This window comes from Microvenator marinus (genome assembly GCF_007993755.1).
GTDB classification, from domain to species: domain Bacteria; phylum Myxococcota_A; class Bradymonadia; order Bradymonadales; family Bradymonadaceae; genus Allomicrovenator; species Allomicrovenator marinus.
The window spans coordinates 2,497,098-2,520,707 of record NZ_CP042467.1 but is presented as its reverse complement, the minus strand read 5'-3'; the positions used below and the strand labels follow the sequence as shown (position 1 = coordinate 2,520,707).

Sequence of the window (23,610 nt, the reverse complement as noted above, 5' to 3'; positions counted from 1 at the left end):
ATGGGCTGATGGTTCAACTGAACGAATCTGAAAGTTTATGTCCGCGCATGCGCTTCTGCGACTTCAGTTTGTCTTTCTTCTGTCGGGTTTTCTAAGACTTGGTTTTGCTCAAACCAGGCTGCGTTCATCTGTGGAGGACGAAGCCCTCCTCTACGGGTCAACTCCGGGAAGCTGACCCAGATTGACCCTTGTACGCCTTTTTCGTGGTCGATCTCGGCGCCGAACTCCACAAGCTCTTGATTGGTGAACTTGTCGAGGCCCACAAAGGAGCCGCTCGCGTGTTTGGTCGCGTATTCTAGCTGCTCCAAAAACCTGCGCCGCTTCTTAAAGTCATCGCGCTCGATCAGGTTCAAGACGATTCGTCCGAAGTAGAGCATGAGCGGGAACGCGCAGAAGCCGGCGAAGATAAAACGCAAGATGAACGGAATGCCGCTCAGCGTAAAATCGAGGTCGGCTACAAAATTGATATAGGCCGGGTTGAAGGGCGAAGCCACGATTCCCAACCAGCACGCAACGCTAGCCGCACTCACCCAACGCAAGTCCAGGCCTTCAAAAGGTCCGGGCGGCGAGGTCTCGCGAGCCCACGCTGCCTCTGGAACCTCAGCCTTTTCCTCGGCGCGCGAGAGCTCCTCGAACCAGACGTGCAGATGGCCGTCTTCGTCTACCGCCACATCTCCGCCGTACTCGGCAATGACTTCCGAGAGCTGTTCAGATGCGTGATCGAGACTCCAGCCAAAAACGCGGACTAGATCAGCGGTCGTTATCACGCCATTTTGAGCACGAATCAAATCCACGACTCGCTTGAGTTCACTTACCGGCGAGGTGAACGCTCGCCCCCATAGGAAGAGGGCCACTGGGTCTTGTGGGCGAAGCTTTCGGTAGTTTCGCAAAACCTCGATCTGCAGTCCGATTGCCACCAAAACTGCCAGGGGTATCCAGTAGAGGTCTTCGGCCGTCCACCTTTCCCAGCCGAGCGCAATCCCGGCCAAGACTAGCGGTGGCAGCACAACGGAGATACTTCGAACAACGAGCTTCAGGATGAGAGCCACCGCGGCGAAACACAGGGTGCCACCACCAATGAGGTAGAAGAGGTCGCCTTCGAGCCCAAGCTCAACCATGCGTGCCCCCACAAATGCCGGGCCGATCAGGATTCCGAGGCCGATCAGGTAGCTGAGTTGGCTTGTAAAGAGGTCCGCCACATAACTTAGGGCGACGCGAACCTTGGGGCCCAGGCGTCGTCGTCCGCTCGGAGTGGCCTTCTTGAAAATATAGGCTGTATCGGCACCAATCTCGGTGATCGTCGCCCGGTTTCGGAGTGCCAACGAGACGAGTGCTTCGCGAGTTGTCTCTAAAGGGAGACCCGTGGTCGCAGCGATATCAGCCGCCCGGAGAGGCACCTCGAGGCGTTTTTCCACCTCGGAGGCCACAATACCGATGGCTTCGGACGAGAGTTCCGCGCTTAACTTGAAGATCTGCATTCGAGGATTCTAGCAGACCTAGTATTCGAATTCTCCAAAGAATTCGCGCATTGGCTCGAGGTAGTGTTCTTCCCAGCCCTCGAGGTAGTCGTCGCCGTCGCCGGCTGGAAGGCCCGTGTGGAAGAGTTGGAAGAGGCAGCCGTCATCATCGATAGGGAAGAGCAAGATCTCCACCGTGGAATCGGGTGCATCCGCGGGGAAGTCTTTGGAGCGCCACTTCTGGACGATTCGGCGATTTGGCTCGAGCTCCACGGTGACGCCCTCGATGTAGCCGTCTCCCGCACGAAACTTGCCGCCAACCTTCCCCGAAATCTCGCAAGCCACACCGGTCATTTCAGAATGTAGTTTGGAGCTAAGCCAGGCCTTGTAGACCTGTTCTGGAGGGACATCGAATTCGGTGGTGATTTTGAGCTCATCCATACTGCGCGTGCTCTTATTCGGGAGTGTGAATCTCTAGGTGTGAAAAGAGGTTTTCCATCACGTCGGTCCCTGGCTTCCTGATGTCTCTCAAATCGTGGAGTTCAGGCTTGCCAGGAGGGTACCAGACGCTGAATTCGTAGCCCTTGGGGATGACCCCACGCAAGGGGAAAAGATCTTTGTACTCACTCAAAGTCAGCTGAACCCTGAAGTCCTTCCGAGGCTCGAGAGTCACGCCGGGAATGAAGATTACGACATAGGATTTCTGAGTGACTTCACGGTCAAGCGCTCCGATTCTCGCGCCTTCTTTGACGCGCTTCATGGCCGCTTCGTTCTCGCGAATATCGATGCCATGATCTTCTTTGAATTGCGCGACGATATAGTCGATCAGGGCCTTTTGACGCTTCGGCATCTCTTCCTGGTCTCGAATCCTCTCAAGCGCGGCATAGTCGGCACGGCTTAGCACCCGCTTATGCTCGCGCAGCGAAGAACCTGCCGCAAACACATAGGTCAGGATGTTGACTGTATCCAGAGTGCCATTTTCGGTCATGACCTGTTCCTGGCGCACGCTCTTGACCTTGGCGGTGGCCTTTTTCCAGTCGGGTTGAGGCGCATTCCACGCGTCGTGATTGACCCTCGTCCCAACAAGACCGAGGTTCATCAGGAGGCCCGCGCCACCGATGAATAGCGCGAGCTGTATAGACGTGTTGACTCCAACGAGAAGTGCTTGACCTACGTATGCTATCGCTACAACTGCGGTGCTGAGTGCTATCAAAACCAAGAGGAGATAGCCGATATGGGCTCGCTGCGACCCTTTCTTCTTCAGTTCCTTGATGCGTTCGCGCTCACGGTCGAGAATCTCTTGTTCGAGCTTTGCAGTGTGAACGAGGACCCCGCCTTTGAGCCCGCGCAAGTCTTCCAAGACTTCGTTGGCGCTCTTGAACCTATCTTCCAAAGAGGGTGCACACATGCGTGAAAGCAAGCGTTTGAGATTGTCGGTTCCCCGAACGCCCTCAATGAGTCGCTTGATATCATCGCCGTGCAAGTCGGTAGGCGTTTGGCGAGTCAGGCACTCCACGAGCGTCACACCGAGCGCATAGACGTCAGTGGCGGGGAGTGAGCGCCCCATGAGCTGCTCGGGTGGCATATATCCATAAGTGCCGATGATCGTTGAGCCGCCGCCCATGGTGAGTCTCACCACTTCACGCACGGCCCCGAAATCCACCACGACCGGCGTTTCTTTGGGGTTGATGATGATATTGGCGGGTTTCAAATCGCGATGGACGACCGGCGGAGTGCTCGTGTGTAGATATGAGGCCACCTCAAGCAAGTGTTCCGCGAGCTGGATGAATTCGTCGTCGTCGAATCGATGCCCCGAGTCGATCATATCCCTCAAAGTCCGCCCCTTCACGTAGGTTTGGGCGAGAAAGTAACACATCGACTCGCCTTCACCCTCGTGAAACGCGTCTAGATATTTGGGGATTTGGGGGTGGTCAAGGCGCTTGAGGACAGCGGCCTCGCGCTCAAACATCTCGAGGTCCTTGATGGTGGCAAGGCGCGACGGATAGAGTGCCTTGATGGCCAGCTCGGTATGTGTCTGAGTGTCCACGGCGAGGTAGGTGCGGCCCATCGCGCCTTCGCCCAGAATGCCTTTGAGCTGATATCGCCCGTTTTGAAGGCTTTGGGGATCGTTCGGGTCGAGTGGGGTCATCGTGCCTTCTCCGCAAAATAATCGTAGTCGTCCTTGAGTCCGGGCACTCCTTGGAGGGCTTCAAGAGAGAGTTCAGTCACGCGACTTGCGCGGTTTCGCTCTCGAACTTTGAGGAGCTCTTCGAGTGTGCCTTTGAGGGCTCGTGCGTTGTACCTTGTCGGCGCCCGTTTCTCAAAATCGAATGCGCGAGCCATCGCACGCTCAAAATGGGTCCATTGGCGGGTGGCTGCGCTCGCCCAGAGCAAGGCGTCGTGAATCTGTACGTGGATTTGCTCTTCTGCAACGAGTCGCCGCTCGAGCTGCAAAAGAATCTGCAACGCTTCGTCCCAACGCCGGCACTGCAACATGGCGCGAGCCGTATTCTGAGCTGCATCGAGCGCAAAATGCGCCTCGGGCTCAAACGTCCTAAAGATATTCCACGCGCCCAAATGTTCCTGGAGCGCGAGCTGGAAATCATTTCTCTGATCCGCGAGAAACCCATTCAGCGTCTTAAACCGCGCCTCGTGCAGGAAGAAGCCGTGCGTGCGGCAGAGTTCTACGCCTCTAGAGAGCGTCGATTCCGCATCAGGGTGCTCAAGACCTAGAAGAGCTTGCCCTATCAAGAGGTACGCACGTGCATTCTTGAGTGGGTCGTTCACAAGGGCGAGTGCGATTTCAGCGTTCTCAAGGCTCTCGCTGTGGCGATTGAATCCCTTGTAAATCTCGGCCATTTCCAACAAGCATTCGCCGCGAGTCTCATCGTCGGGGGCCATCTCGAGCCCCTCTTTCACAAACGGGATGCCATGGACCGCCATGCTTTGATGCACGTGTGAAAGCCCAAAACCCGCAAGGGCTCTGGCCATGGCGGCGCTAGGTGGATGTGCGCGTCCGGCTTGCACAGCCTCGTTTAGCAAGCGGGTGCCGTCTTCCAAATCGTGGCGGCGTGCACTCTCGAGCAGGACTCGCCCATGGGCCGCCTTTATGTCGACCCAGACCGCGTCGGATTCCGGCACTCTCGAGCGTTTCAGCGTGTACTCGAGCATCTCGCAAACGGCCACAACATTGGAGAGGAGCCCGGTGGCGCGCTCGCGTTTGAGCGCCTCCATTAGACACATTTGCGCAAGCGGAAGCTGCCCGCCTTCCATGAAATGACGGGCCACACGCGTTGAGAGTCCCGGATGGTTTTGCGCATAGCGACTCGTCAACATCCGCGCACACGTCAGGTTGATTCGTTTCCAACGCTTCATCTCCACTGAATGCGCGTGAATCGAGTCCCGCAAGAGTCCGTGTACGAACGAGAATCCACGCTCACGGGATTCGGCGAGGCGAGTGTCCACCAGGGCCTCAGCAAGCCCACCAACGGCCTTGAGACCAGCCATCTCGCCGGCATGCAGCCATTCGGACTCGTCAACATCACGTCCAAGCGCCGCCGCAAACTCCAGCCAACGCCAGACCGTATCGGGGTCTGAAGGGGCGCTGAAGGTCTTGTGTTCAAGCTCGCGCGACTGAGCCAGTTCCTCCACTAGATGTTCAAGCCTTGAGCGCCAGAGCCCTCCGATGGTGTCTGGCGGAGCGATGTTCTCATCTTTTAGGACCACCTGGCCGTTTTCTTCGGCTAGCACGCCCTGAGCTAGCCAGAACTCAACGACCTGCGTGGCAAAAAGAGGACTTCCGTCGCAGCGTTCCCTCAGGATATCCGCGGCTTTCCCCGTAACCCCAAGCCCGCTTTGAATCAGGAGATCAAAGGATTCGGGATCCATGAAATCGAGGAAAAGCGTATCGATATGGGGCTTATTTTCTATTTTCTCGAGCGCTTGTCTGTACTTCGGGTCTTCGTCCAACGATTCTTCCCGCACCGTAAGCAAAAAGAGCACGGGCGTGTCTTCATCGTGGCCGTGGATATACTCGATGAGCGATGTAGCTTCGCGGTCCCAAATCCCGTCATCGAGCCAGACGATCGCGACCTGGTCTTTCGCTGCGCGCGCAAATACACGGCGCACCAACTCGAAACGTTGTTCGATCGAAAGGAGAATCTGGGTGGTAGGGACGCCTTCGCGTTTTTGAATGTCCTCGCGCATGATTTCTGCGAGTCCGCGAACTTCGTAATCGTCAACAACGCCTTGGCGCTCAAGCACCTCGCGAATGCGTTCCACCAAGGTCTCGCCCCTGAGTCCAGCGGCCCGAAAATACTGGCGAAGCATCCAGCTGATGCCGTTCATTTGTCCGGGTTCTGGCTGGTGTGTGGCGTGAAAAACAGCGGCGTGCCCACCTTCGAGTGCGAGCTGTGTGAGCCATTGCGCAAGCCTACTCTTACCGGTGCCAGCGAGCCCACGAATGATTGTAGTATGTGGGATTCGGGTTTCCCAGGCATCCGTGAACGTACGCCAGAGCATGTCACGCTCGGCATGTCGGCCCGTCAGCGGTACCGTCTTTAGTGCCAGAAGCCCAAGGCCTTGGCGCACCGCGAGAGGGCCAGATACCTCGGTGGCTTGTGTCCACGCTTGTGGCGGAAAGCGCCGTGCCACGGAGGGTTCCGCTTGTTCGGCGGTGGGCACGAACATGGTCGGTGCGTCATCAAAATCAAACCCACTGCGTACGGATTCTTGCACCGACGTTTGTCTCAAGTCCTCCGGGTCTTCAAGGCCCAACAATGCCTCGAGCGCCTCAGCAGCCGACGCCGGTCTCTTTACGAAATCCTTCTCAGTCAGTTCATGAACCCACGCGTTGAGTCCGATTGGGACTTCGAATTCAGGGTCGAGCTCGGGCACTGGATCAGCCAAGTGCATGCGCGCGAGCTTGTAGGGATTCTTCCCATTGAAGGGGGGCGCGCCGCACGCAAGGTGCCAGGCCATGATCCCCACAGCGTAGATATCGGTCCACGGTCCATAATCTCTAAACTCCCCGCGAAATTGCTCGGGAGCCATGTAGAGTGGGGTGCCACTCACCTCTTCAATACTCCGCGCCGTGATATCCTCGCCATGCGTGCTGGTGTTGCGGTCAAGGGTGTGGACCACGCCGAAGTCGGTGAGGACTACGCGCCCGAGACCTCCGGAGCTCCGTTCCACGATCACGTTATCAGGCTTGATATCACGGTGGATCAGGCCGTGCGCGTGCGCGTGGGCAAGGGAGGCGAGGGTTCCCGTGAGAATATGCTTGAGGTCTGCCCAAGACTGAACAACTTCAAGGGGTGACGCGCCTTGCACAAACTCCATCACGAAGTACGGTGAGCCCGGCATGAGCCCGAAGTTGCGGGCGTCGGGGGGAAGCACCCCGAAATCATAAACGTCAACGATGCCGGGGTGGTTGAGTTTGGCGGTGGCCTGAACTTCGCGCTTGAAGCCGGTTCTGAACGTCTCGCTAGACGCGGTAGGGCCCGTCATGACCTTGATGGCCACGGGTGTACCAAGCGTCGCGTACGAGCCTTTCCAGACTTGCCCCATCCCACCAGTTGCAAACCGAGTCCCTATCTCAAACGCGCCAAGCTTCATTGGGGAAATATAACCCACTGAGTTGCTTACACAAGTGTGTAAAGCGGATGCTTCACAAACTGACGCAAAATGCCATGGTTTTCAAAAAACCACAAGTCACCCTGTGTTTAAGGCAATCAAATTTAACGTTTGTTGCTCCAAATACACACCTACATGTGGGTGTTGCTTTGTGCAATTCTTTGCGCAGAACTGACACGCAATCTTTGCGCTTTCGTCATCGTTGTTGCAAATCAAAGTGATTGATAAATAATTGGAAGGTGTCTAGTGTGCCGGCAGGAAGTACCCCGATTTTATACCCTGAAGGAGCAATCCAAATGAACTTTAAGCAGGTTCTCAATGCACTTCTGGTCCTCACTTTATTCGCAGGTGCGTGTAGTGACGATCCGGAACCGACAAACAGATGCGCAGACGTGGAATGCGAAGGCGGTGTATGCGATTCAGCCACCGGTGAATGCATCAACCCCGCGTCCTGCGAAGACGCAGATGACTGCCTAAGCGGCTTCGTTTGCGAAGACAACGCGTGTGTCGAAGCCGTGACGAACGATTGCCGTTTGGATGGCTGCGAACGCGGTGAATGCGATAACGGAAGTGGCGAGTGCGTCAACGCAGGCTCGTGTACCGCGGGTAGTGAGGAAGTTCGCTGCCTCGAAGGCTTCCGTTGTGTAAGCGCCGTCTGTACTGACGAAGCGTCCTTCTGCGAAGACCTCGACTGCCAACGCGGCGAGTGCTCATTCGAAGAACTCGAGTGTGTAGACTCCGAGACGTGCGAAGCCGACAGCGATTGCCTCGCCGGCAACTACTGCGACGATGGCACATGCGCAGCCAACACATGCGACGCCAACATGGTGGACTGCGCACGTGGCGTCTGTGACGCAGCAACCGGGGAGTGCGTAAACCCTGAGAGCTGTGCTGCCGCTACCGAATGTCTAGACGACAACCTTTGCGTTGGCGGCGCGTGTACACCTGCAAGTGAAGCATGTGAGTGCCCAGGAAACCAGATTTGCCAATACGATGAAGGCACACTCAGCGTATCGTGCGAAGTCAATCCTGAGGGATGCGGCAATGCCTACGACTGTCTAGGAGCTGATGTGTGTGTGGAAGGTGCCTGCGTGGCGCCTGAAGCATGTGTCGCGGATGAATTCGAGCCCAATGATACTGAGGAGGATGCAGTAGATTACCAAATCGCGGGAGCCGCGGGTCGACTCTCGGACCTTAGTGTATGCGACGCAGACGTTGACCGTTTCACCTTCGATACCCGTCTTGATTTGGATGATTTGGGTACGCTGCGTGCCGAGGTTGAGATTGCTTCTTCGATGGTCGGTCAGGGCGTCATCGAAGTAAGTTTGATCGGACCAAATGGCAATGAAGTGGCAAGTGGCCGCAATGTGGTTAACGGTGTGCAGACTAATATAGCGCGCGCGGATTTTGGCGTGACCAACCTCGGCCGCGGGGTCTACACAATCGTAATCGAGGGCTCGGATCTGAGTACTGCCGGTCTCACCTACAGTCTATCTGTGGACCTTTTGGATAATGAAATCGTTAGTGCCTGTTCCAACGCTCAACTGCTCGAAGAGGGCGAGGGAGTTACAGGAATCACCTCTTCCGGAGAGAGCCTTAGTGCATCTTCGAGCTGTGCGGATGACGGTGCCTCAACACCAGAAGACCTCTATCAATTCGAATTGACTGAAGCTGGCTATGTGAGCGTGGTGGCCGTGCCAGCAACTCAAGTCAACCTTGCGGTTTCAATTCGGCGAGAGTGTGCGAGAGACGAAACAGAGGTTTCGTGTGTGGATTCTGCCCTTAGCGGAGGCGTAGAGACTTTGGCCACCTATCTTGAGCCAGGCCGATATTTCATCGTAGTTGAGGGTGCGAGCGCGACAAGCGGCGGTTCCTATGGACTCACTTACACAGTGGAATCCGTTACATGCGTGCCCAACGAGTCGACCTGTCTTGACGAAACTCAGGCTCGTGTGTGCGATCCTCGCGGTACCGGAACAAATGATATCGTTTGCGAGAATGGATGTGACGCGGGGACAGGTCGTTGTCTGGATAAACTGGGGGATACTTGTGATCGACCGATAGTCGTGTCCAGTTTCCCGCATGTCGAGACATTTACTTGGGGAGATTTCGGGGCGGACTACGAAGCAGCAGACTCCTGTGTTCCAGATGACAGCATCTCTGATAAGTCAGGTCCGGACCTGGTCTTTCAGGTTACAGTTCCACCGGGTGAAGCCCTCGTAGCTACGCTGCCTCGCAATGGCTCCTATGTGAGCTTGTTTATCTCGGACGCATGTCCAGGATTGGAGGCGGCGTGTGTTGCTGGAGTGAACTCTGGCACATTTGACGATGAGGAGTTGATCTACGAAAACCAAACAGGTCAAGACCTGACACTATTCTTAGTGGCGGATAGGGGAGGGACAAACAATTCGAGCAATCCTGGGACGATAACGATTACGACTCGCGAGATCCAGTGTTTACCCGAGACGACCCGTTGCGTGCTCGAAAGAGAGATTCAGACATGCAACGACTTGGGCACAGGATGGGACGAATCCGAGTTTTGTCCGTATGGGTGTGAAGTCGGAAGCGATGCGTGTAATCTGGCACCAAATTCCCTATGTGGTGCCGCTGAACTCTTAACGCCGGGCACCACAATTCAAGGCGACCTCCGCTATCTTAGCGCTGACTACTCAACAGGCACTTGCCAAAATACTGGCAGCACGACAAGTTCAGCAGCCGGGAGAGAGGCGGTTTATCGTCTTGTTCTAACCGAGCCTGGCATCGCGACTGTGACGGTCAATTCCTCTTATAATGCTGTGCTTTGGTACACCGATACCTGCACCAACGATGCCCTCAACACCTGCCTCGCGCGCGTAAACCAAACTACCACAACGACCGGGGAAGAAACTCTCCAGTTCATTACTGACGGCCCAGGCGAGTTCTATGTCGTGGTTGATGCAAGTAGTAGCACGACTTCCAGCGGAACATTCACCATTTCTGCAGAAGTGCTTCCTGCTGAATGTGTTCCGGGGGAGGGTCTTGGATGTACGGGTCCCAATACCTTGTCATTTTGTTCGGACCTGGCAATGCCAACAGAGTACACCTGTTCTAGTGGTTGTCAGGACGGTGCTTGTGTAGATCCTTTGGGAGATATCTGCGCAGACCCTATTCCGCTGTCTGGGACTGGTTCGCAAACATACGCGTTCAACGGCGCAGTCAAGCAACACTTCGTCCCAGTTGATGGTGTCTATGGTGAGTGCACCTTGGAAGATGCGCCAGGGTTCGATCGCATCTTTAGGGTCGACCTAGAAGCTGGAGAGGTCTTCACAGCAAATATTTCCACAACGTCTTCGTATCTGAGGTTCTACGCAGTTAGAACCTGTGGCGATATGGGCACCTGTTTTGGAGTGCCATCGTCCACAAACGACAATTTCGCGTATCTGGCTGAACAGGCCGAGACCATATATTTTGTCGTACAATATGGACTTTCAAGCTCGACAACCTCCACCACATACAATCTCAATTGGGACATTAGGCAAACTAGTTTTGCGTGTTTGCCAGGCAGCTCCACATGTGCTGACGAGTTCACGGTCGAGCGTTGTCGGGCGGATGGGACTGGTTATGAGCTAGTGTCGTGTCCCGAAGGATGTAATCAAGGCGCTTGTGAAATCACGCCGGGGGACTTGTGTGCCGACGCAATCGATGTTGGCGCTGGTTTGACATTCACCTACGACCCGTCCGATATAAACGGGGACTATTCCTTCCCATCGCTCTCTTGCGGTGGAACTTCCACAGGGAGAGACTCCTACTTTAAAGTCGATATGTTGGCTGGCGATATTCTCGAAGTCAATGCGCGACATGAAACCACCACGCACTATCCAGTGATCTCACTTTTCGAGGACTGTTCTGACCCCGCGGGTGGGTGTTTGGCGTTCGACCGGGGACTCTCAACGAACCGAAGGCCAAGCGTTCGATATCAGTCCCCCGTGGACCAAACCGTGCTGATTAGCGTTGACGCTACCTCCAGCACTGCCACGAGTCGCCTCTTTGGTAGCATTGAGCTCGTGAGTCCATCTTGTACGTCCGGTGTTACCGCATGTACCCCCGACCAAACGGCTCTTGTTTCCTGTATCAAAGGACAAGAAATCACGCTTCCTTGTGATGGGGGGTGCTTCAATGGCGCCTGTGCGAATCCCAAAGGCGATTCGTGTTTCGATGCGATTGCGCTGGACAGAAATGAGACATCAACTCAACCAATTGATTTTCAAGGGAATAACTTTGCTGTCAATCCGAAAGCGGGCGTGACGAATCAATGTCAGCTAAGCTACACGTATAACGGAATCGATGTTTTCTACTCGGTAGATTTGTTGGCTGGCGAGCGATTGCAAGCCGAGCTCAGCGGGCTCACCACCGCTTATCTCTTCCTCTTCGAAGGGTGTGATTTCGATTCCTGTCTCGCACATGAGCCAGTCCTAAGGCGAAGTGTAGACTATGTGGCTCCGGTTAATCAGACGGTTTATCTGGTGATTGATCGAACTAGCACCACCCCAACTAGCACCACATCTACTATCAACTACACGATCACACCTACGAGTGGATCCTGTACCCCTGGTCGTTACGTCTGCTTGGATGCCGATACGTCTCAGCGGTGTAATGAAGACGGACAGACTTCTGGCGCGCTCTATGATTGTCCGTGGGGATGTAACCAAGCATTTGGACGGTGCCGTCCAGCTCCACCTTCTCAAGTGAATTCGTGTGCTACTGCGCCGGTGATTACAGACTCGTTTGCTGCCTACGGGAGCCACGATCAAGAATCGAACGAGGTTGCCCTGACGAGCGGCTCTTGTGCTGGGACCACTTCTCCCGGTTCAGACTTCTTCTACGCGATATCGCTTGAGCCGAATGATTACATCGAGGTTCGAATGCAGCGTGCTGCGCCTAACACTTCGTTGTTCTACTTGTTCAGTAGTTGTTCTGATGCCGAGGGGACATGCGTAGCTGCGGAAGTAACGTCCACATCCAACAACGATGTGATGATGAACTATCAAGCTGGTTCACAGCCGGAAACCATCTACCTGGGAGTGGACACCTCGACCTCGACATCGGATCGTGTGGTTCTTTTCGAAGTAGAGTACCTCAACCCTGTATGCATTCCAGGTGTGGATCCGAATCGTTGTTTGGCCGATGCGTCGGCTCTTGAATACTGCGATTCTACAGGTTTCTGGCGCGAGTTTGGATGTAGTTGCGACCTCGCAACAGATCGTTGCCTCAATCCGGCGGGTGAGACCTGTCAAGACCCGATCGTTGTATCAACTTCTTCGGTCGCTCAAGGTAGTTTCCTCGACTATGCGGATGACTACGATTTGCCCGTAACGAACGCATGTACCTCGTCGCGAACCCCGGGAAGTGACGCGGTCTACGAAGTTCAACTACTTGCGAATCAAACCTTGACCGCCACCGTCACGAGTTCTGATGGAGAAGACTTGGCTATCTACATTACCGACGTGTGCGAGTTCCTTCCTGCGACGTGTATTGATGGATCAGATGTTTCGACTCTTGGAGCCGAGACCGTGACCTATACGGCTACCGCCAATGAGTCGGTATTCGTCATAGTCGACTCTTACTTCACTGGGTTGACTGGTGACTTCACGGTTGATTTTGTGATCCAATAATTCGGATCTAGGGGCGGAGATACTCAGGGTCAGCCGAAAGGCTGGCCCTTTTTTATTGGACCTAAAGGGCACGTAGGAATAGGGCGGCAGCGCCGAAAAAGAGAATGAGCCACGTGGCAGTCTTGAACGTGGATTCGTCGATTGCACCATGAACGCGCTCCCCTAGCAGAATGCCGAAGAAAAGCGCGGGGGCCATGGTGGTGCTGAGCTCAATGGTGACGGGATTGAGAGTACCGTCCAAAAGGTAGCCGGTTACTAGCGTCGCGTTTAGAACCAACCAGAGGGCGGAGAGTGTGGCTCTGAATCGGCCTTTCTCGGTCATTTCACGGCCGAGCACGTAGACGATCATGGGGCCGCCCGAGCCGAACATACCGTGAACTATGCCACCTGCGCCGAGAAGGGTGCGGCCTAGCCATGTTTTTAATGGTTTAGCGGCCTCAGCGCGCGCCCAGATGCGCTTTAGCTCTCTCCCCGACATAAGAAGCACAAAGCCCGCAAAAGTGGTTAGGAGGGCCGCAGAATCGAGCACACGGAAGAGTCCCATGCCGAGCAATGTGCCAAGTCCGACGGGAAGTGCGACTTTTTGGAGTAAGAACTTTAGGTCCACCTGGCGCCAATGTCGGGTCACGAGGACCAGCGAGAGCATGGCGCTAAGCGGTACAAAGGCGGGAAGGAGTACGTCCAGAGGAACGAGGTGCGCGCCAAAAGAGACCGTGATCACGGTCGCCCCAAAGCCCACCACAGATTCCGTGAAAAACGCGAGGAGCACGATGCCGAAGATGGCCAAGAGCAACCAGGTTTCCACGGCATACCACCATAAAAAAAGGCCCCGCGCACACGCGAGGCCAGTCCGAACCCGGATCTACAAAGGGTCTATGCGCTGAGGAACTTAACCGTGAAGAAAACGGTCAAGAAAGCCGCAACCGCGCCCAGAGTAAGCCACATCACCCAGGGGGCCTGATGCGGAAGTTCTTCTTCGTGATGATCACCCATGACGTCCTCCTAAAGGGGGGTTATGGGGACTTTAGCAAATCACGTCTTGAAGGCGAAGGCCCTCGTCCTTGACGTATTGCAAGAGTCCCTTTTTGCTGACGGTTCGAAGTGCACGTGCAGTCAGTCGCACTCGGACCCATCTGTTCTCTTCAGGGATGAAGATTCGCTTCATCTGAAGATTAGGGAGTTGCACCTTTTTGGTGCGAACGTGCGAGTGGGACACCTGCATACCTACGAGGCGACCTTTCTTCGAGAGTTTACAACGGCGAGCCATGTCGATCTCCTTACTAGTTTCCATCACCTTCGGGCGATAGGACGCGGAACCTTGCCAACCTTGTTTGCGAGTGTCAAGTGTTTTTGCTCTCGAATATGACTTTAGGGTTCACCTTGGGTGGTGTAGAAGCAATGCACCAACTCACGCATATAGATGCAGGCAGCGACCTATGAAGTGCAAGTTCCTCAAAACAATGGTGTTGGCGTTGATGGTGACCTTCGGTCCCATGAGTGGCGCCTGGGCAGATAATAATGCGGATGAAGCCGAGGTGCAGTTTCAGCTCGGCGCACGAGCTTATCAGGACGGTGACTATTGGTCCGCGCTCGAGCACTTCTTGCAGTCTAACCGCTTGGTTCCTAATCGAAACGTGCTCTACAACATCGCGCGTAGTTTCGAGCAGATCGATAAAGATGCCGAGGCCTATCGCTACTATGTGGATGCCCGCGTTGGCGCACCAGAAGACGACCAGAAGGAGATCGACAAAGCCCTCGCGCGCCTTGCAAAGAAGGTCGCTGTGATTCAGGTGGTCAGCGATCCTCCGGGCGCCTCGATCTACGTAGGCAGGAAGGATCTCGGATCCGTAGGCCAGACGCCTCGCCCTTTGGGTCTCGCGCCGGGAGAGCACAAGATCATCGTTGAGATGGAGGGCTACCGGCCGGCTACTTCCGACGCGATCAAAGTGGGTCGGGGTGAGTCACAGGACGTGAACCTGAAGCTCGAGCCGATCACTGGACGCGTGAGTTTTAAGGGAGATCCGGCAGATATTCGAGTGGATTCCGAGAATTCCGAGCCGATCTGTAGGGTCCCGTGTGACACTGACCTCATTGTTGGCATGCGCACCCTGATTTTCTCTATGGAAGGGCGCGCTACGCAGTCGCGCCAGCTCATCGTGGAAGAAGGTGAGGCGTACTCAGTGGACGTGGCACTTCCTATTCCGATGGGATCGGTTCTGGTGACGGCGGACGAAACAGAGGCGAGCATTGAGATCGACGGGAAGCTTCGGGGCTTTACGCCTGCTGTGATTCCGAACCTTCCTGCTGGAAAACATCAGCTCCGCGTAACTCGGCGCGGTTTCAAGCCGGTGACCATGGAGATCGAGGTCAAACAGGGAGAGCAGCTCAATCTGGACATGATTGAGATGATTCCGCTCAGAGAAGTTGCAGCGGCATCGCGTAATGTTGAGGCGATTGAGGACGCACCTGCTTCGATTAGCGTGATCAGCGCTCAGGAGATCGAGGCTTTCCAATATCCCACGATTTACGAGGCGCTGCGCGGAACGCGCGGTGTGTCGCTGGCCAATGACTCGATTTACGGCATGGTTTCTATCCGAGGCCTCGGTCAGCCGAACGATATGAACAATCGTCTGCTTTTGCTCTCGGATGGCGCGATCCTCAACGATAATATCCTCTATCAGGCGTTCATTGGTTATGACGGTCGTGTGGATCTCGGAGAGGTTCAGTCCATCGAGGTCATTCGTGGTCCGGGTTCGGTGATCTACGGTACGGGTGCTGTTTCGGGCGTGGTCAACCTCGTGCCGCACGCCAAAGAAGAGCCGACCGCCTTGCAAGCGAGTTTTGGAACCTTTGATGCCGGCGTAGGACGTGGCAGAGCAGGCTTCGTGTTGCGCAACGATGACGCGAGCGCAGGTGTCCGCGGTTCAGTCTCTGCGGCACGCTCCGAAGGCAGAGATGGTGAGCTTTTCTTTGATTTAGACGGGGACGGGACTACGGAGGGAAATGTCGCTGAGGGCATTGACGCCTTTGATGCGGTCTCGACTTCTGGCCGCGCGTGGGTAGGACCGCTGAGCGCGCAGTGGCATTATTCGCACCGAGATATTGCCATTCCAACGGGTTCATTCGACACCGTGTTCAACGACCCTCGAAATCGTTACATCGACCAGAATATGATGGCGGAGCTTCGGCTTCAGACCGAGATCGCCAAGGACTTGGAGATTTTGGCGCGCGGTCGGGCAAATCTCACTCTTTTCGACCTCGACTATCTCTACGAGGGTGAGGGGCCATCGGGTGAAGAGTTCCTGCAACCGTATGTTGAGGTCTACGAGGGCTTGGCGGTTGGCGGCGAGGCGCGCCTTAGCTGGCGGCCGATTGAGACCCTGCGTTTGTCGCTGGGATCCGAGTTGACCTTCAATCCGCTGACCAAGATGGAGGTCTATCAAACGGAGTTTGACCGCGCTCGCACTGACCTTTTGGATGTAAACCCAACCTACAACGTCTACGCATTCTATGGCCTCGTAGACTGGAAACTCGCTGAGTGGGCACGGATTTCCGCTGGTGCACGTATGGACGTTTGGGACCGCTCCGAGGGCGAGAGCTTCTCGTCGGTCAACCCGCGACTTGCGCTGATTCTAAAGCCTTCTAACGGTCATAACGTCAAGGTCATGGGCGGCCGAGCGTTCCGTGCCCCGAGTGTGTACGAGCTGTTTTATACCGACGGATCGTTCACGACTCTCCCATCTGCGTGTTGCGGGACTCTGACCCCTGAGACCTTCTATCAGGCTGAGGTCGAGTATTCATGGGCTATCGACGATCAGTGGACGTTGCTGGCCTCGGCGCACGGCCTGCTCGGCCAGAACTTCATCGGAACCCTGCCGGTCCCCAATGATGATGAGGGTCGCGTCTACTTCGGAAATATCGAGGAAGATCAGCGGATCCTTGGTTTTGATCTGGAGATTCGTCGTGATTTCAGGCGCGGGTGGATGTTCGCGGCTACGGCCGGCGTGTTGGACGCTCAATTCCTCGAGCCGCCAGCATCTTCTGATACAGACGGAACCCGCGTTCCGAATGCGCCGCGTGGCTACGGCTCGCTCAAGGCGGTGGTTCCTGCGATTACCAACCGTCTCTACCTCGCGTCACGCCTTACTTTGGAGACTCCTCGCCGCATCCTCTTGGACGCGGATACCACCACCGATTGGGCCGTGATTGCCGATATGGTGATGACCGGGAGAATTGAGGAATACGGCGTCAAATACGCGTTTGGTGTCTACAACCTATTCGATTGGACCCTTTATCTGCCCGTCGACCCGTTCGTTTCCCGAACCATGCCTCAACAGGGGCGTTCTTTCATGGCCAACTTGAGCCTCGAGTACTAGATGAAACCGAAAATTCTGAACCTTCTTGTGCTGGCCCTCGTGGCCTGTTCCTCGCCTCAAAAGCCTGCACCTCAGCCAGAAGCGCTGGTCACAGAACCTGCTGCACCCGTCTACGAAGATATTGGGCCTCAGCTTCAGAGCCAGGAAATGATGGCTGAGGGCGAAGTCCAGACCGGTAGCGCGAAGGCCGAGGCCTCCTACTGCACCAAGACCCATTGTTATGTGTCTGTGGTCTCAGAGATTCCCTTTAATCAGGGAGAACTAAGTGTTGAGGCCAAGAACCATGGCGTGGCGTTCGTTGTGCCCAAGGGCGCGATGGTGCGATTTGTGGGTGATGTGCCTGAGCAGTTTACGCTTCACTACACTTCCCCGCCGCACCTGAGCATTTACAACGCGATGCCAGCGTCCACTGCAGAGGTCAGCGTAGATGCGAGTGATGCCACTAAGACTGGGGACTCTCTAGTTACGGAGTTTTGGGCCGCGCTTGAAACCTACTATACCAGCACGCCGATGCGTTCGTTCGCGGTGGCGCGTGCTGGCCAAAAGGCCGGTACGCCACCGACTCCGGGACGGACTCTCACGGACTTCGGGCGTGTGATGGAGCTTTATTCGGGTGTGACTTCGGTTCGCGAGGCGCTGCAGTTTGACCGTGGTTTGCAGTTAAGGCGCGAGGACAAGGCTACTGTGGCTCTTAAGGATGTTCAGGCGCTCGAGCTCCCGGCTCACCCTTGGGACCAGATGATAGCTGAGCTTGAGACCAAGCCCGCGCTTGAGGAAATGGCGCAATATGTGCCGGTCGATATGGCTTACCTGCATTTCCACGACCTGAGGGATTTTGTGGGGCTTGCGCGTGAGCTCGACGAGTGGGTGACCCCGTTGAGTCAGGCGATGGAAGAGCGCGGGGGTAACTCGCACTTTGTGCAGGCCTACGAGCGCCAGCTTGTGGTTGAACGCACGGGGCTCTCTGAGGCCCTTGGGCATGTGGCTACGGACGGCGTAGCGCTACTTGTTGGAGATCCATTCTTGCGCGAAGGAACTGATGTGTCATTGATGTTCAAGGTCCGCCAGAAGCCCGCATTAGACGCTGCCCTGAGTGCGTTCGAAGCGAAGGCCAAGGCGCGCCGGCCGGATATGGACGAGGCGCGGTTTAAGGAGGGCGACCACGTCATCCGCAGGATTTTCACGCCCGATGGCGATATCGAGCAGAATCGCGTGGATGTAGGTGAGCTCGTGATTATCTCGAATAGTCGCGGAGCTATACGTCACATTCTGGCCGCGATTGACGGGAAGGCACCGACCTTGGCGCAATCCGGCGACTTCAAATACATGCGAGCGCGTTATCCGTTTAGCAAAGAGGCCGAAGACGGCTTTATCTTTATCTCGGACGCGTTTGTGATGAACGCGATTTCCCCGCGCACGAAGATTTTGGCGGGCCGAAGAGTTGAGGCTTTGAGCGAGCTACAAGCCGTTCAAAGTGGCTTCTTGATGCACGGTTGGTTTGAGGGAGTGGCGGCCAAAACTACCGACGAAGTGGTCAAGGCGGGACATCTAATGCCCGAAGATTTGGTGCATACGAATGGTCAAAAAATCAGCGTGGACGAGCGAGGACCTCGTTCTGCGTGGGGCCGCCCACGGCTGATGGTCCCGCTGAGGGACTTGAGCCTCGACAAGGTTACCTTGGACGAGAAACAGGCCTACGAGAGGTTCGCTACGACCTACCAACAATATTGGCGAGGTGTGATCGATCCGATTGGTGTGCGCATCAATCGCGAGGGCGCAAGCATTAATCTCGACGCACGTATGCTGCCGATCATCGATGCCTCGGACTACAACGAGCTCAGAGATTTTGTGGGTAATGCGAGGGTCGTTCCCGTGGGTGAGTCCGGGTTCGCCTGGGTGGGCGCGATCGGTGAGAACGCGCGATTGCGCCAAGAGTTGGAGAGTGTTGGGCGCTCATTTATGGGACAAAAATTTGGCCTCGGATGGCTTGGTGATTGGGTGTCCATTGGTGCCATGGAGCGCAGCGGGATTCTCGATGCCGCGACCATGGTCCATCAAGCCGACGCGAAGCGAATGCAGAACGAGCTTCCAGCCGAGCTCTCGGGGGTCTTGAGTCGGCTTCCGCTCTATTTGATGGTGCATCTCAAGAACACGGCAGTGTTTGGCGGGATTTTGGCTTCTCTAAAAACTATGGCGGACGATTCGGCGCCGGGCCTTATCGACTGGGGCCAAGTGGAACCCTACAACGAAATCCCGGTGGTGCGCGTTGGGACTTCGCAATCAGGCCAGTCAGCGACTGGTGTTCCCGTGGCCCTCTACTATGCAACCGTGGGCGATATCTGGGTGATTTCCTTTGAGGAGACCACACTTCATATTCAGATCGACCGCCTTCTAAGCGGCAAACATCCCGTCAAAGTGGTGGGTGATGATTTGGGTCGAGAACCCGCCCAGGCCGCATTCAACGGTCAGTTTGAGAACGAGTTCTTGAAACTCGCCTTCTTGAGCGTGCTCGAGTTGGAGAGCCGACGAAGCGCATGGAGCTCGCTCTTTTTGCACGAGGACTTGATGCGTGGTCAGCCACAACTCAAGGGCGCCGATCCTGAGGTTTTGCGTGAGGCGAGCCTTGCGTTCTTGGGACTTGAGCCTGCGCATTTCCACGGCGGAACCTACGACCACGGAAAGTTCGGGGCCTCACATTCGATCTACGGCTCGCCTCAACGAATTGTTTGGCCCAAAGTGCCGGTCAACGGCTCTCCATTGACGGAACTAGTGACGTCTCTTAGGGCGCTCGGGCTATCGTTGGAGTTTGAAGGGGAAGGAAATCACGAGGGCATCAGAGCCCGAGTGAAAGTGGCGCGCGAAGCGAACTAACCTTCGTTTGGTGGCGGCGCGAGTTCAAACTTCTCGAGAGTGGCGTCAACGTTTGTTTTGATGCGCTCGAAGTTCAAGCGTTCGTCAAAGATCGTCACCAAAAACTCACCTTTGATTTCGACTAGGTAGACTGACTCGAGACCGCCTTTTTTGACCGTGATCAAGGTTGCGTCGTCATCCTCTTCGCCTTTGACACAATGTGCCTTTCCGCGTTTGGCGATGATGTAGCCGCGGTCGTCGAGTACCAGGGCCGCCTTGAGGTTCGGGTTTTCCATGAGTGTGTCTAAAAGCAGCTCATGGGTAGACACCTTGATGGACATATTCGCGCTCCAAATTCGTGGTTCAAAAAGGGGTTACAAAGGATGGATCAGTTGCTGATTCGACCTTCATAGAACTCGTTATTCTTCTCGAACCCGAAGTTCGAGTACATCTTAACCGCCGGCGCGTTGCCCTCTTGCACGTTGAGCGCCACGAAAGAAATCCGCTCAAAAAGGGAGTCCAGAAGTTTCGCGGTACAAGCCGAGGCAAGGCCGCGGCCGCGCCGCTCTGGGTGTGTCACGAAGTTACCGATTACGGCGACATCGTGCTCCGCGCTGAACACGTGAATGCCTGCGATGCTCGCCAGGCCAAGGTCCTCATCTCGCACACCAAAATAGTAGCCCGTCTCGAGCTGATAGGGCTCAAAGAAGTTGTCGGGGTAGTGCTGGTAGAGGTCCATGATAGCGAGGGTGTCGCGGTGGCCTAGCCTTTCGACCTGAACCGGCGCGAAGGCTTCTCGCGATGGCTTGTAGTGGCTTCTCTCAAGACCCATTCGATGCATCTTTTGATACGTCGTGGGCTCGAAAATTCCTTTCACTGCGTGCATTTGGTCTTCTTGCACGTGGAAATGGAACCTGTCTGGCAACACGGGGCGGCACTCGCGAATCATGTCTTCAAATCGCGCCTCAGGGCCAACGATGAAGACCACGGGAAGGCTCAGGCCTGTGTAGACCAGCGCCAGGCTTTCGAGCTCGGAGCTTGAATTTCTGAGGCCGTACCACTTGCAGAACTGGAAATACGACGGGTCAAGGTTTCCCAAAAGGTACGCGTTTGCGAGGCGATCTTTGACCAGAAAATCGCGTAACTCGTCCCTGTCATTAAGTAGTTCTACAGCCATGAAGAGCCTTCTCCCTTTTATGCTCTAACCTTAACGCGTCTTCGCTCATTCGGCAATTGTAGAGGAGGGCTCTCTCTTCTGACGCGGCTCGCTCGTACTTAGTAGTTTTTCCAGAGTGCTTTCGGTAGGCGGTGCGATGAACCACTCGCCGCTTCGGCCGCGTCGCAACGCCTCTTCGGGGCTTATCCAAACGCCATCAACCGTTTCGAGCTCGTCGTGGACGGCATCGTGCTTTGGCGCCTCCACCACAAAGAACCGGGTGTCGAAGCGCCTCGGCGCATATTCCGGAGTTATCCAGTGGTCCAGGTATCTCATTTTGGACACCGGAAACTCGAGGTCAAAGGCTTCGGCGAGGGTGAGTAAGCCATGCTCGGCACGTTGCATGCCAGAACGATACTCTTGAAACTCCACACCCAAGTGCTCAACACGTTGCCCATCTCGAGTCGCCAAGAGGAGCCCAGCTTCTTCAAAAGTCTCGCGAATGGCCGCTAAGAAGAACGCAAGCGCATGGTTCGGATCGGAGATTTTGAGGGTCTCACTGGCCTCTTCGCCGCTAATATCCACACGCTCTTGGAGTTGAGGGTCAAAGTCGGATGGGTCAAGAGCGCCACCCGGATAGACCCACGCGTTGGCCAGAAAGGCGCTCTTTGAGTGCCGCTTGACCATATAGACTTGGGTCGGGCTCTCCCGCAAAACAAGCATGGTAGCGGCATCTCGAACCTTCATTCCGTAAGGACCTTCGTGGGGCTTTTCGACTCGATCTCCTTTCTCTTGACCTCTTCCAAGCTTGGTTTCCTTGGTACTTGGTCGATGACGGCCTTGGAGACCGCCCAGAGGATGGCGACAACCACCAGATAGAGTAGGACAGCGATGCTAAGTGCAATGTAGTTCATGTTTTTTTGGCCGCTGCTACGAGTGCGTTGATATGTTCGTCTTCGACATTAAGCTCGTCTAAAGCCTGATGAAGATTGAGTAAATAGTCGATATTTGGGCCGCTAGGACCGTGCGAGTTCAAGATATGGGTGGCCATGGCGTCATAGCTGCTCGGGCCGATGAAATGTGGGTTGTCGGGTGTTGCCCAATAGACCAATGCCTCGGCGATGACCTCGCCGTCCCGATTCCACACCGTGGAGTTGTGCCGCGAGTAGCCGCCTGCTTCTCGAAGATCGAGCCCCTCGAGAATTTTCTCCGCGGACTCGGCACCAAGGAGGTAGGCCACGCCCCAGGTGATGGCGTCCGAGTCCGGAATTAGGGTCACAACCCTCCCGGGATTCTCAGGTGTGCCGCGGTGGTCGGGCGAGCCCTGCCAGAACCGGCGAGAAAACCCGCGGATATAGCCCGGGACACGCGCTTCGTAAGCAAATCCCGTCTTCCATATCAGTGATCCATATCCGAAAATCCACATGTAGACCTTCTTGCACTCTTCAACCCTTCTTACAAGTCGAGGTCTGGGCTAAAGTGCAGTGGACTCCGAGCTGGATTGTATGGAGCTTTTGACCTCATATACCCTTCGAAACCGCGCCGACGCGCATTTCGAGGCACTTCAAGCAACGCCGGGCATCGATGCGTTTTGTTCAAGCCTCGACTGGATTATCCCGGCCTACGAGGCGTTCATCCCCGATCATCCGCTCTATCTCTGCGAGGGAGAGCATGGCTTTGTCACGCTTGCGCGCGGATTCAACCCACGAATCGGTCGGTATTTCCAGCCCCTCGAGGCATCGTGGTGTTTGGCATGTCCTTTTGTAGGCTCCGATCCCGGCGCGCTGATCAAAGAGTTTTCGGCGGAGCTTGCGAGCCGGCACGTAGACTGGGACGTACTCTATCTGAGTGGGATTCCACAGACCCAGAACTGGATGAGGCCAATTCTGAGGCATTTTGGCGGCGAACATCGCATTGGACTTGGCCACGAGACCAAACGCTTTGTGGCGAGCCTTGAGGACGGCTCAGACGGGTTTCTAGGGCGTCGTAGCTCGAAATTTCGGACTAATCTGCGCCAGGCGCTCAAAAAATGTGGTGAAGAGAGCATCGAGTTTGAGCGTGTTTTTGCCTCCAGACCCGAAGAGGTCGAGGCGGTCTACGACCGCATCGTGGCTATCGAAGAGCGATCTTGGAAGGGGCAAGTTGGGAGTGGAATTCTCGATTCGGGCATGAACCTTTTCTATCGGATCATGTTGCCACGCCTCGCTCGGCGAGGGGCCCTGAGGGTGCTTTTTGCGAAGCAGGGAGCAAGAGATTTGGGGTTTGTATTCGGCGGGCTCTTGGGCACGACGTATCGTGGACTACAGCTATCTTTTGACACCGATTTCCAGTCCGTTTCACTCGGAAACGTCCTACAATACAAAATCATAGAGGCGCTCGCCGAAGAAGGTGTTCTGAGTTACGATTTAGGCTCGGAGCTCGAGTATAAGGCGCGCTGGGCAGAGTCGCGTCTTTCCACCTTCACCCTTTGGATCTGGCGATAAGCA

The 23,610-nt window shown here is 55.6% G+C and carries 15 protein-coding genes; 4 read left to right on the top strand and 11 right to left on the bottom strand.

What is annotated here, in order from left to right; all coding sequences use genetic code 11:
• Positions 1-35 precede the first annotated feature (35 nt).
• From FRD01_RS10365 to FRD01_RS10350, 4 genes are read right to left on the bottom strand one after another with little or no spacing between them, the layout of a single operon-like run.
• The gene (locus FRD01_RS10365; RefSeq protein ID WP_146959348.1) at positions 36-1,478 is read right to left on the bottom strand and encodes a hypothetical protein; all 1,443 of its coding nucleotides are present in this window, start codon (positions 1,476-1,478) and stop codon (positions 36-38) included.
• Between the two features lie 18 nt (positions 1,479-1,496).
• A complete protein-coding gene (locus FRD01_RS10360; RefSeq protein ID WP_146959346.1) occupies positions 1,497-1,898 on the bottom strand; it encodes an SRPBCC domain-containing protein in 402 nt (133 codons plus the stop codon).
• 13 nt (positions 1,899-1,911) lie between these two features.
• Entirely contained in the window at positions 1,912-3,606 is a 1,695-nt protein-coding gene (locus FRD01_RS10355; RefSeq protein ID WP_146959344.1) for a serine/threonine protein kinase, read from the bottom strand.
• Positions 3,603-7,073: a serine/threonine-protein kinase gene (locus FRD01_RS10350; RefSeq protein ID WP_283808733.1), complete on the bottom strand. Its 3,471-nt coding sequence runs from the start codon at positions 7,071-7,073 to the stop codon at positions 3,603-3,605. The genes FRD01_RS10355 and FRD01_RS10350 overlap by 4 nt, the downstream gene beginning before the upstream one ends.
• Positions 7,074-7,387: 314 nt before the next feature.
• Between FRD01_RS10350 and FRD01_RS10345 the strand changes: the two genes are divergently transcribed.
• The gene (locus tag FRD01_RS10345) at positions 7,388-12,742 is read left to right on the top strand and encodes a hypothetical protein (RefSeq protein ID WP_146959340.1); all 5,355 of its coding nucleotides are present in this window, start codon (positions 7,388-7,390) and stop codon (positions 12,740-12,742) included.
• 61 nt (positions 12,743-12,803) lie between these two features.
• Here FRD01_RS10345 and FRD01_RS10340 read toward each other — a convergent pair whose 3' ends face one another.
• Together FRD01_RS10340 and rpmB are read right to left on the bottom strand one after the other, a co-directional pair.
• A complete protein-coding gene (locus tag FRD01_RS10340; protein WP_249756164.1) occupies positions 12,804-13,547 on the bottom strand; it encodes a sulfite exporter TauE/SafE family protein in 744 nt (247 codons plus the stop codon).
• 219 nt (positions 13,548-13,766) lie between these two features.
• Positions 13,767-14,009 (bottom strand): 50S ribosomal protein L28, encoded by a 243-nt coding sequence (gene rpmB, locus FRD01_RS10335; RefSeq protein ID WP_146959336.1) that lies wholly within the window; start codon positions 14,007-14,009, stop codon positions 13,767-13,769.
• A gap of 169 nt (positions 14,010-14,178) precedes the next feature.
• Here rpmB and FRD01_RS10330 point away from each other — a divergent pair, with 169 nt between their 5' ends.
• Together FRD01_RS10330 and FRD01_RS10325 are read left to right on the top strand one after the other, a co-directional pair.
• Positions 14,179-17,118, top strand: a complete 2,940-nt coding sequence (locus tag FRD01_RS10330) for a TonB-dependent receptor domain-containing protein (protein ID WP_146959335.1) — start codon at positions 14,179-14,181, stop codon at positions 17,116-17,118.
• Entirely contained in the window at positions 17,119-19,989 is a 2,871-nt protein-coding gene (locus tag FRD01_RS10325; protein WP_146959333.1) for a hypothetical protein, read from the top strand.
• On the opposite strand, the gene FRD01_RS10320 is transcribed toward FRD01_RS10325, so the two are convergent.
• The 5 genes from FRD01_RS10320 to FRD01_RS10305 are packed head-to-tail and all read right to left on the bottom strand — an operon-like array spanning position 19,986 to position 22,550.
• Positions 19,986-20,309 (bottom strand): hypothetical protein, encoded by a 324-nt coding sequence (locus FRD01_RS10320; RefSeq protein WP_146959331.1) that lies wholly within the window; start codon positions 20,307-20,309, stop codon positions 19,986-19,988. The two genes, FRD01_RS10325 and FRD01_RS10320, sit on opposite strands and share 4 nt — an antisense overlap.
• Positions 20,310-20,356: 47 nt before the next feature.
• Positions 20,357-21,145: a GNAT family N-acetyltransferase gene (locus tag FRD01_RS10315; protein WP_146959329.1), complete on the bottom strand. Its 789-nt coding sequence runs from the start codon at positions 21,143-21,145 to the stop codon at positions 20,357-20,359.
• A 45-nt stretch (positions 21,146-21,190) separates the two neighbouring features.
• Positions 21,191-21,871 carry an NUDIX hydrolase gene (locus tag FRD01_RS10310; RefSeq protein WP_146959327.1) on the bottom strand — a complete coding sequence of 227 codons (681 nt, stop codon included), beginning with the start codon at positions 21,869-21,871 and terminating at the stop codon, positions 21,191-21,193.
• The gene (locus FRD01_RS24290) at positions 21,868-22,038 is read right to left on the bottom strand and encodes a hypothetical protein (protein ID WP_249756163.1); all 171 of its coding nucleotides are present in this window, start codon (positions 22,036-22,038) and stop codon (positions 21,868-21,870) included. Before FRD01_RS24290 ends, FRD01_RS10310 begins: the two co-directional genes overlap by 4 nt.
• Entirely contained in the window at positions 22,035-22,550 is a 516-nt protein-coding gene (locus FRD01_RS10305) for a gamma-glutamylcyclotransferase (protein ID WP_146959325.1), read from the bottom strand. Before FRD01_RS10305 ends, FRD01_RS24290 begins: the two co-directional genes overlap by 4 nt.
• A gap of 79 nt (positions 22,551-22,629) precedes the next feature.
• Here FRD01_RS10305 and FRD01_RS10300 point away from each other — a divergent pair, with 79 nt between their 5' ends.
• Positions 22,630-23,607: a GNAT family N-acetyltransferase gene (locus FRD01_RS10300; protein ID WP_146959324.1), complete on the top strand. Its 978-nt coding sequence runs from the start codon at positions 22,630-22,632 to the stop codon at positions 23,605-23,607.
• Positions 23,608-23,610: the final 3 nt, after the last annotated feature.

Excerpts from the sequence above, each read along its gene's own strand:
- FRD01_RS10365 (WP_146959348.1), bottom strand. The coding sequence starts at position 1,478 with ATGCAGATCTTCAAGTTAAGCGCGGAACTCTCGTCCGAAGCCATCGGT.
- FRD01_RS10315 (WP_146959329.1), bottom strand. The coding sequence starts at position 21,145 with ATGGCTGTAGAACTACTTAATGACAGGGACGAGTTACGCGATTTTCTG.
- FRD01_RS10305 (WP_146959325.1), bottom strand. The coding sequence starts at position 22,550 with ATGTGGATTTTCGGATATGGATCACTGATATGGAAGACGGGATTTGCT.
- FRD01_RS10300 (WP_146959324.1), top strand. The coding sequence starts at position 22,630 with ATGGAGCTTTTGACCTCATATACCCTTCGAAACCGCGCCGACGCGCAT.
- FRD01_RS10320 (WP_146959331.1), bottom strand. The coding sequence starts at position 20,309 with ATGTCCATCAAGGTGTCTACCCATGAGCTGCTTTTAGACACACTCATG.
- FRD01_RS10360 (WP_146959346.1), bottom strand. The coding sequence starts at position 1,898 with ATGGATGAGCTCAAAATCACCACCGAATTCGATGTCCCTCCAGAACAG.
- FRD01_RS10350 (WP_283808733.1), bottom strand. The coding sequence starts at position 7,073 with ATGAAGCTTGGCGCGTTTGAGATAGGGACTCGGTTTGCAACTGGTGGG.
- FRD01_RS10330 (WP_146959335.1), top strand. The coding sequence starts at position 14,179 with ATGAAGTGCAAGTTCCTCAAAACAATGGTGTTGGCGTTGATGGTGACC.
- FRD01_RS10325 (WP_146959333.1), top strand. The coding sequence starts at position 17,119 with ATGAAACCGAAAATTCTGAACCTTCTTGTGCTGGCCCTCGTGGCCTGT.
- FRD01_RS10355 (WP_146959344.1), bottom strand. The coding sequence starts at position 3,606 with ATGACCCCACTCGACCCGAACGATCCCCAAAGCCTTCAAAACGGGCGA.
- FRD01_RS10310 (WP_146959327.1), bottom strand. The coding sequence starts at position 21,871 with ATGAAGGTTCGAGATGCCGCTACCATGCTTGTTTTGCGGGAGAGCCCG.
- FRD01_RS10345 (WP_146959340.1), top strand. The coding sequence starts at position 7,388 with ATGAACTTTAAGCAGGTTCTCAATGCACTTCTGGTCCTCACTTTATTC.
- rpmB (WP_146959336.1), bottom strand. The coding sequence starts at position 14,009 with ATGGCTCGCCGTTGTAAACTCTCGAAGAAAGGTCGCCTCGTAGGTATG.
- FRD01_RS24290 (WP_249756163.1), bottom strand. The coding sequence starts at position 22,038 with ATGAACTACATTGCACTTAGCATCGCTGTCCTACTCTATCTGGTGGTT.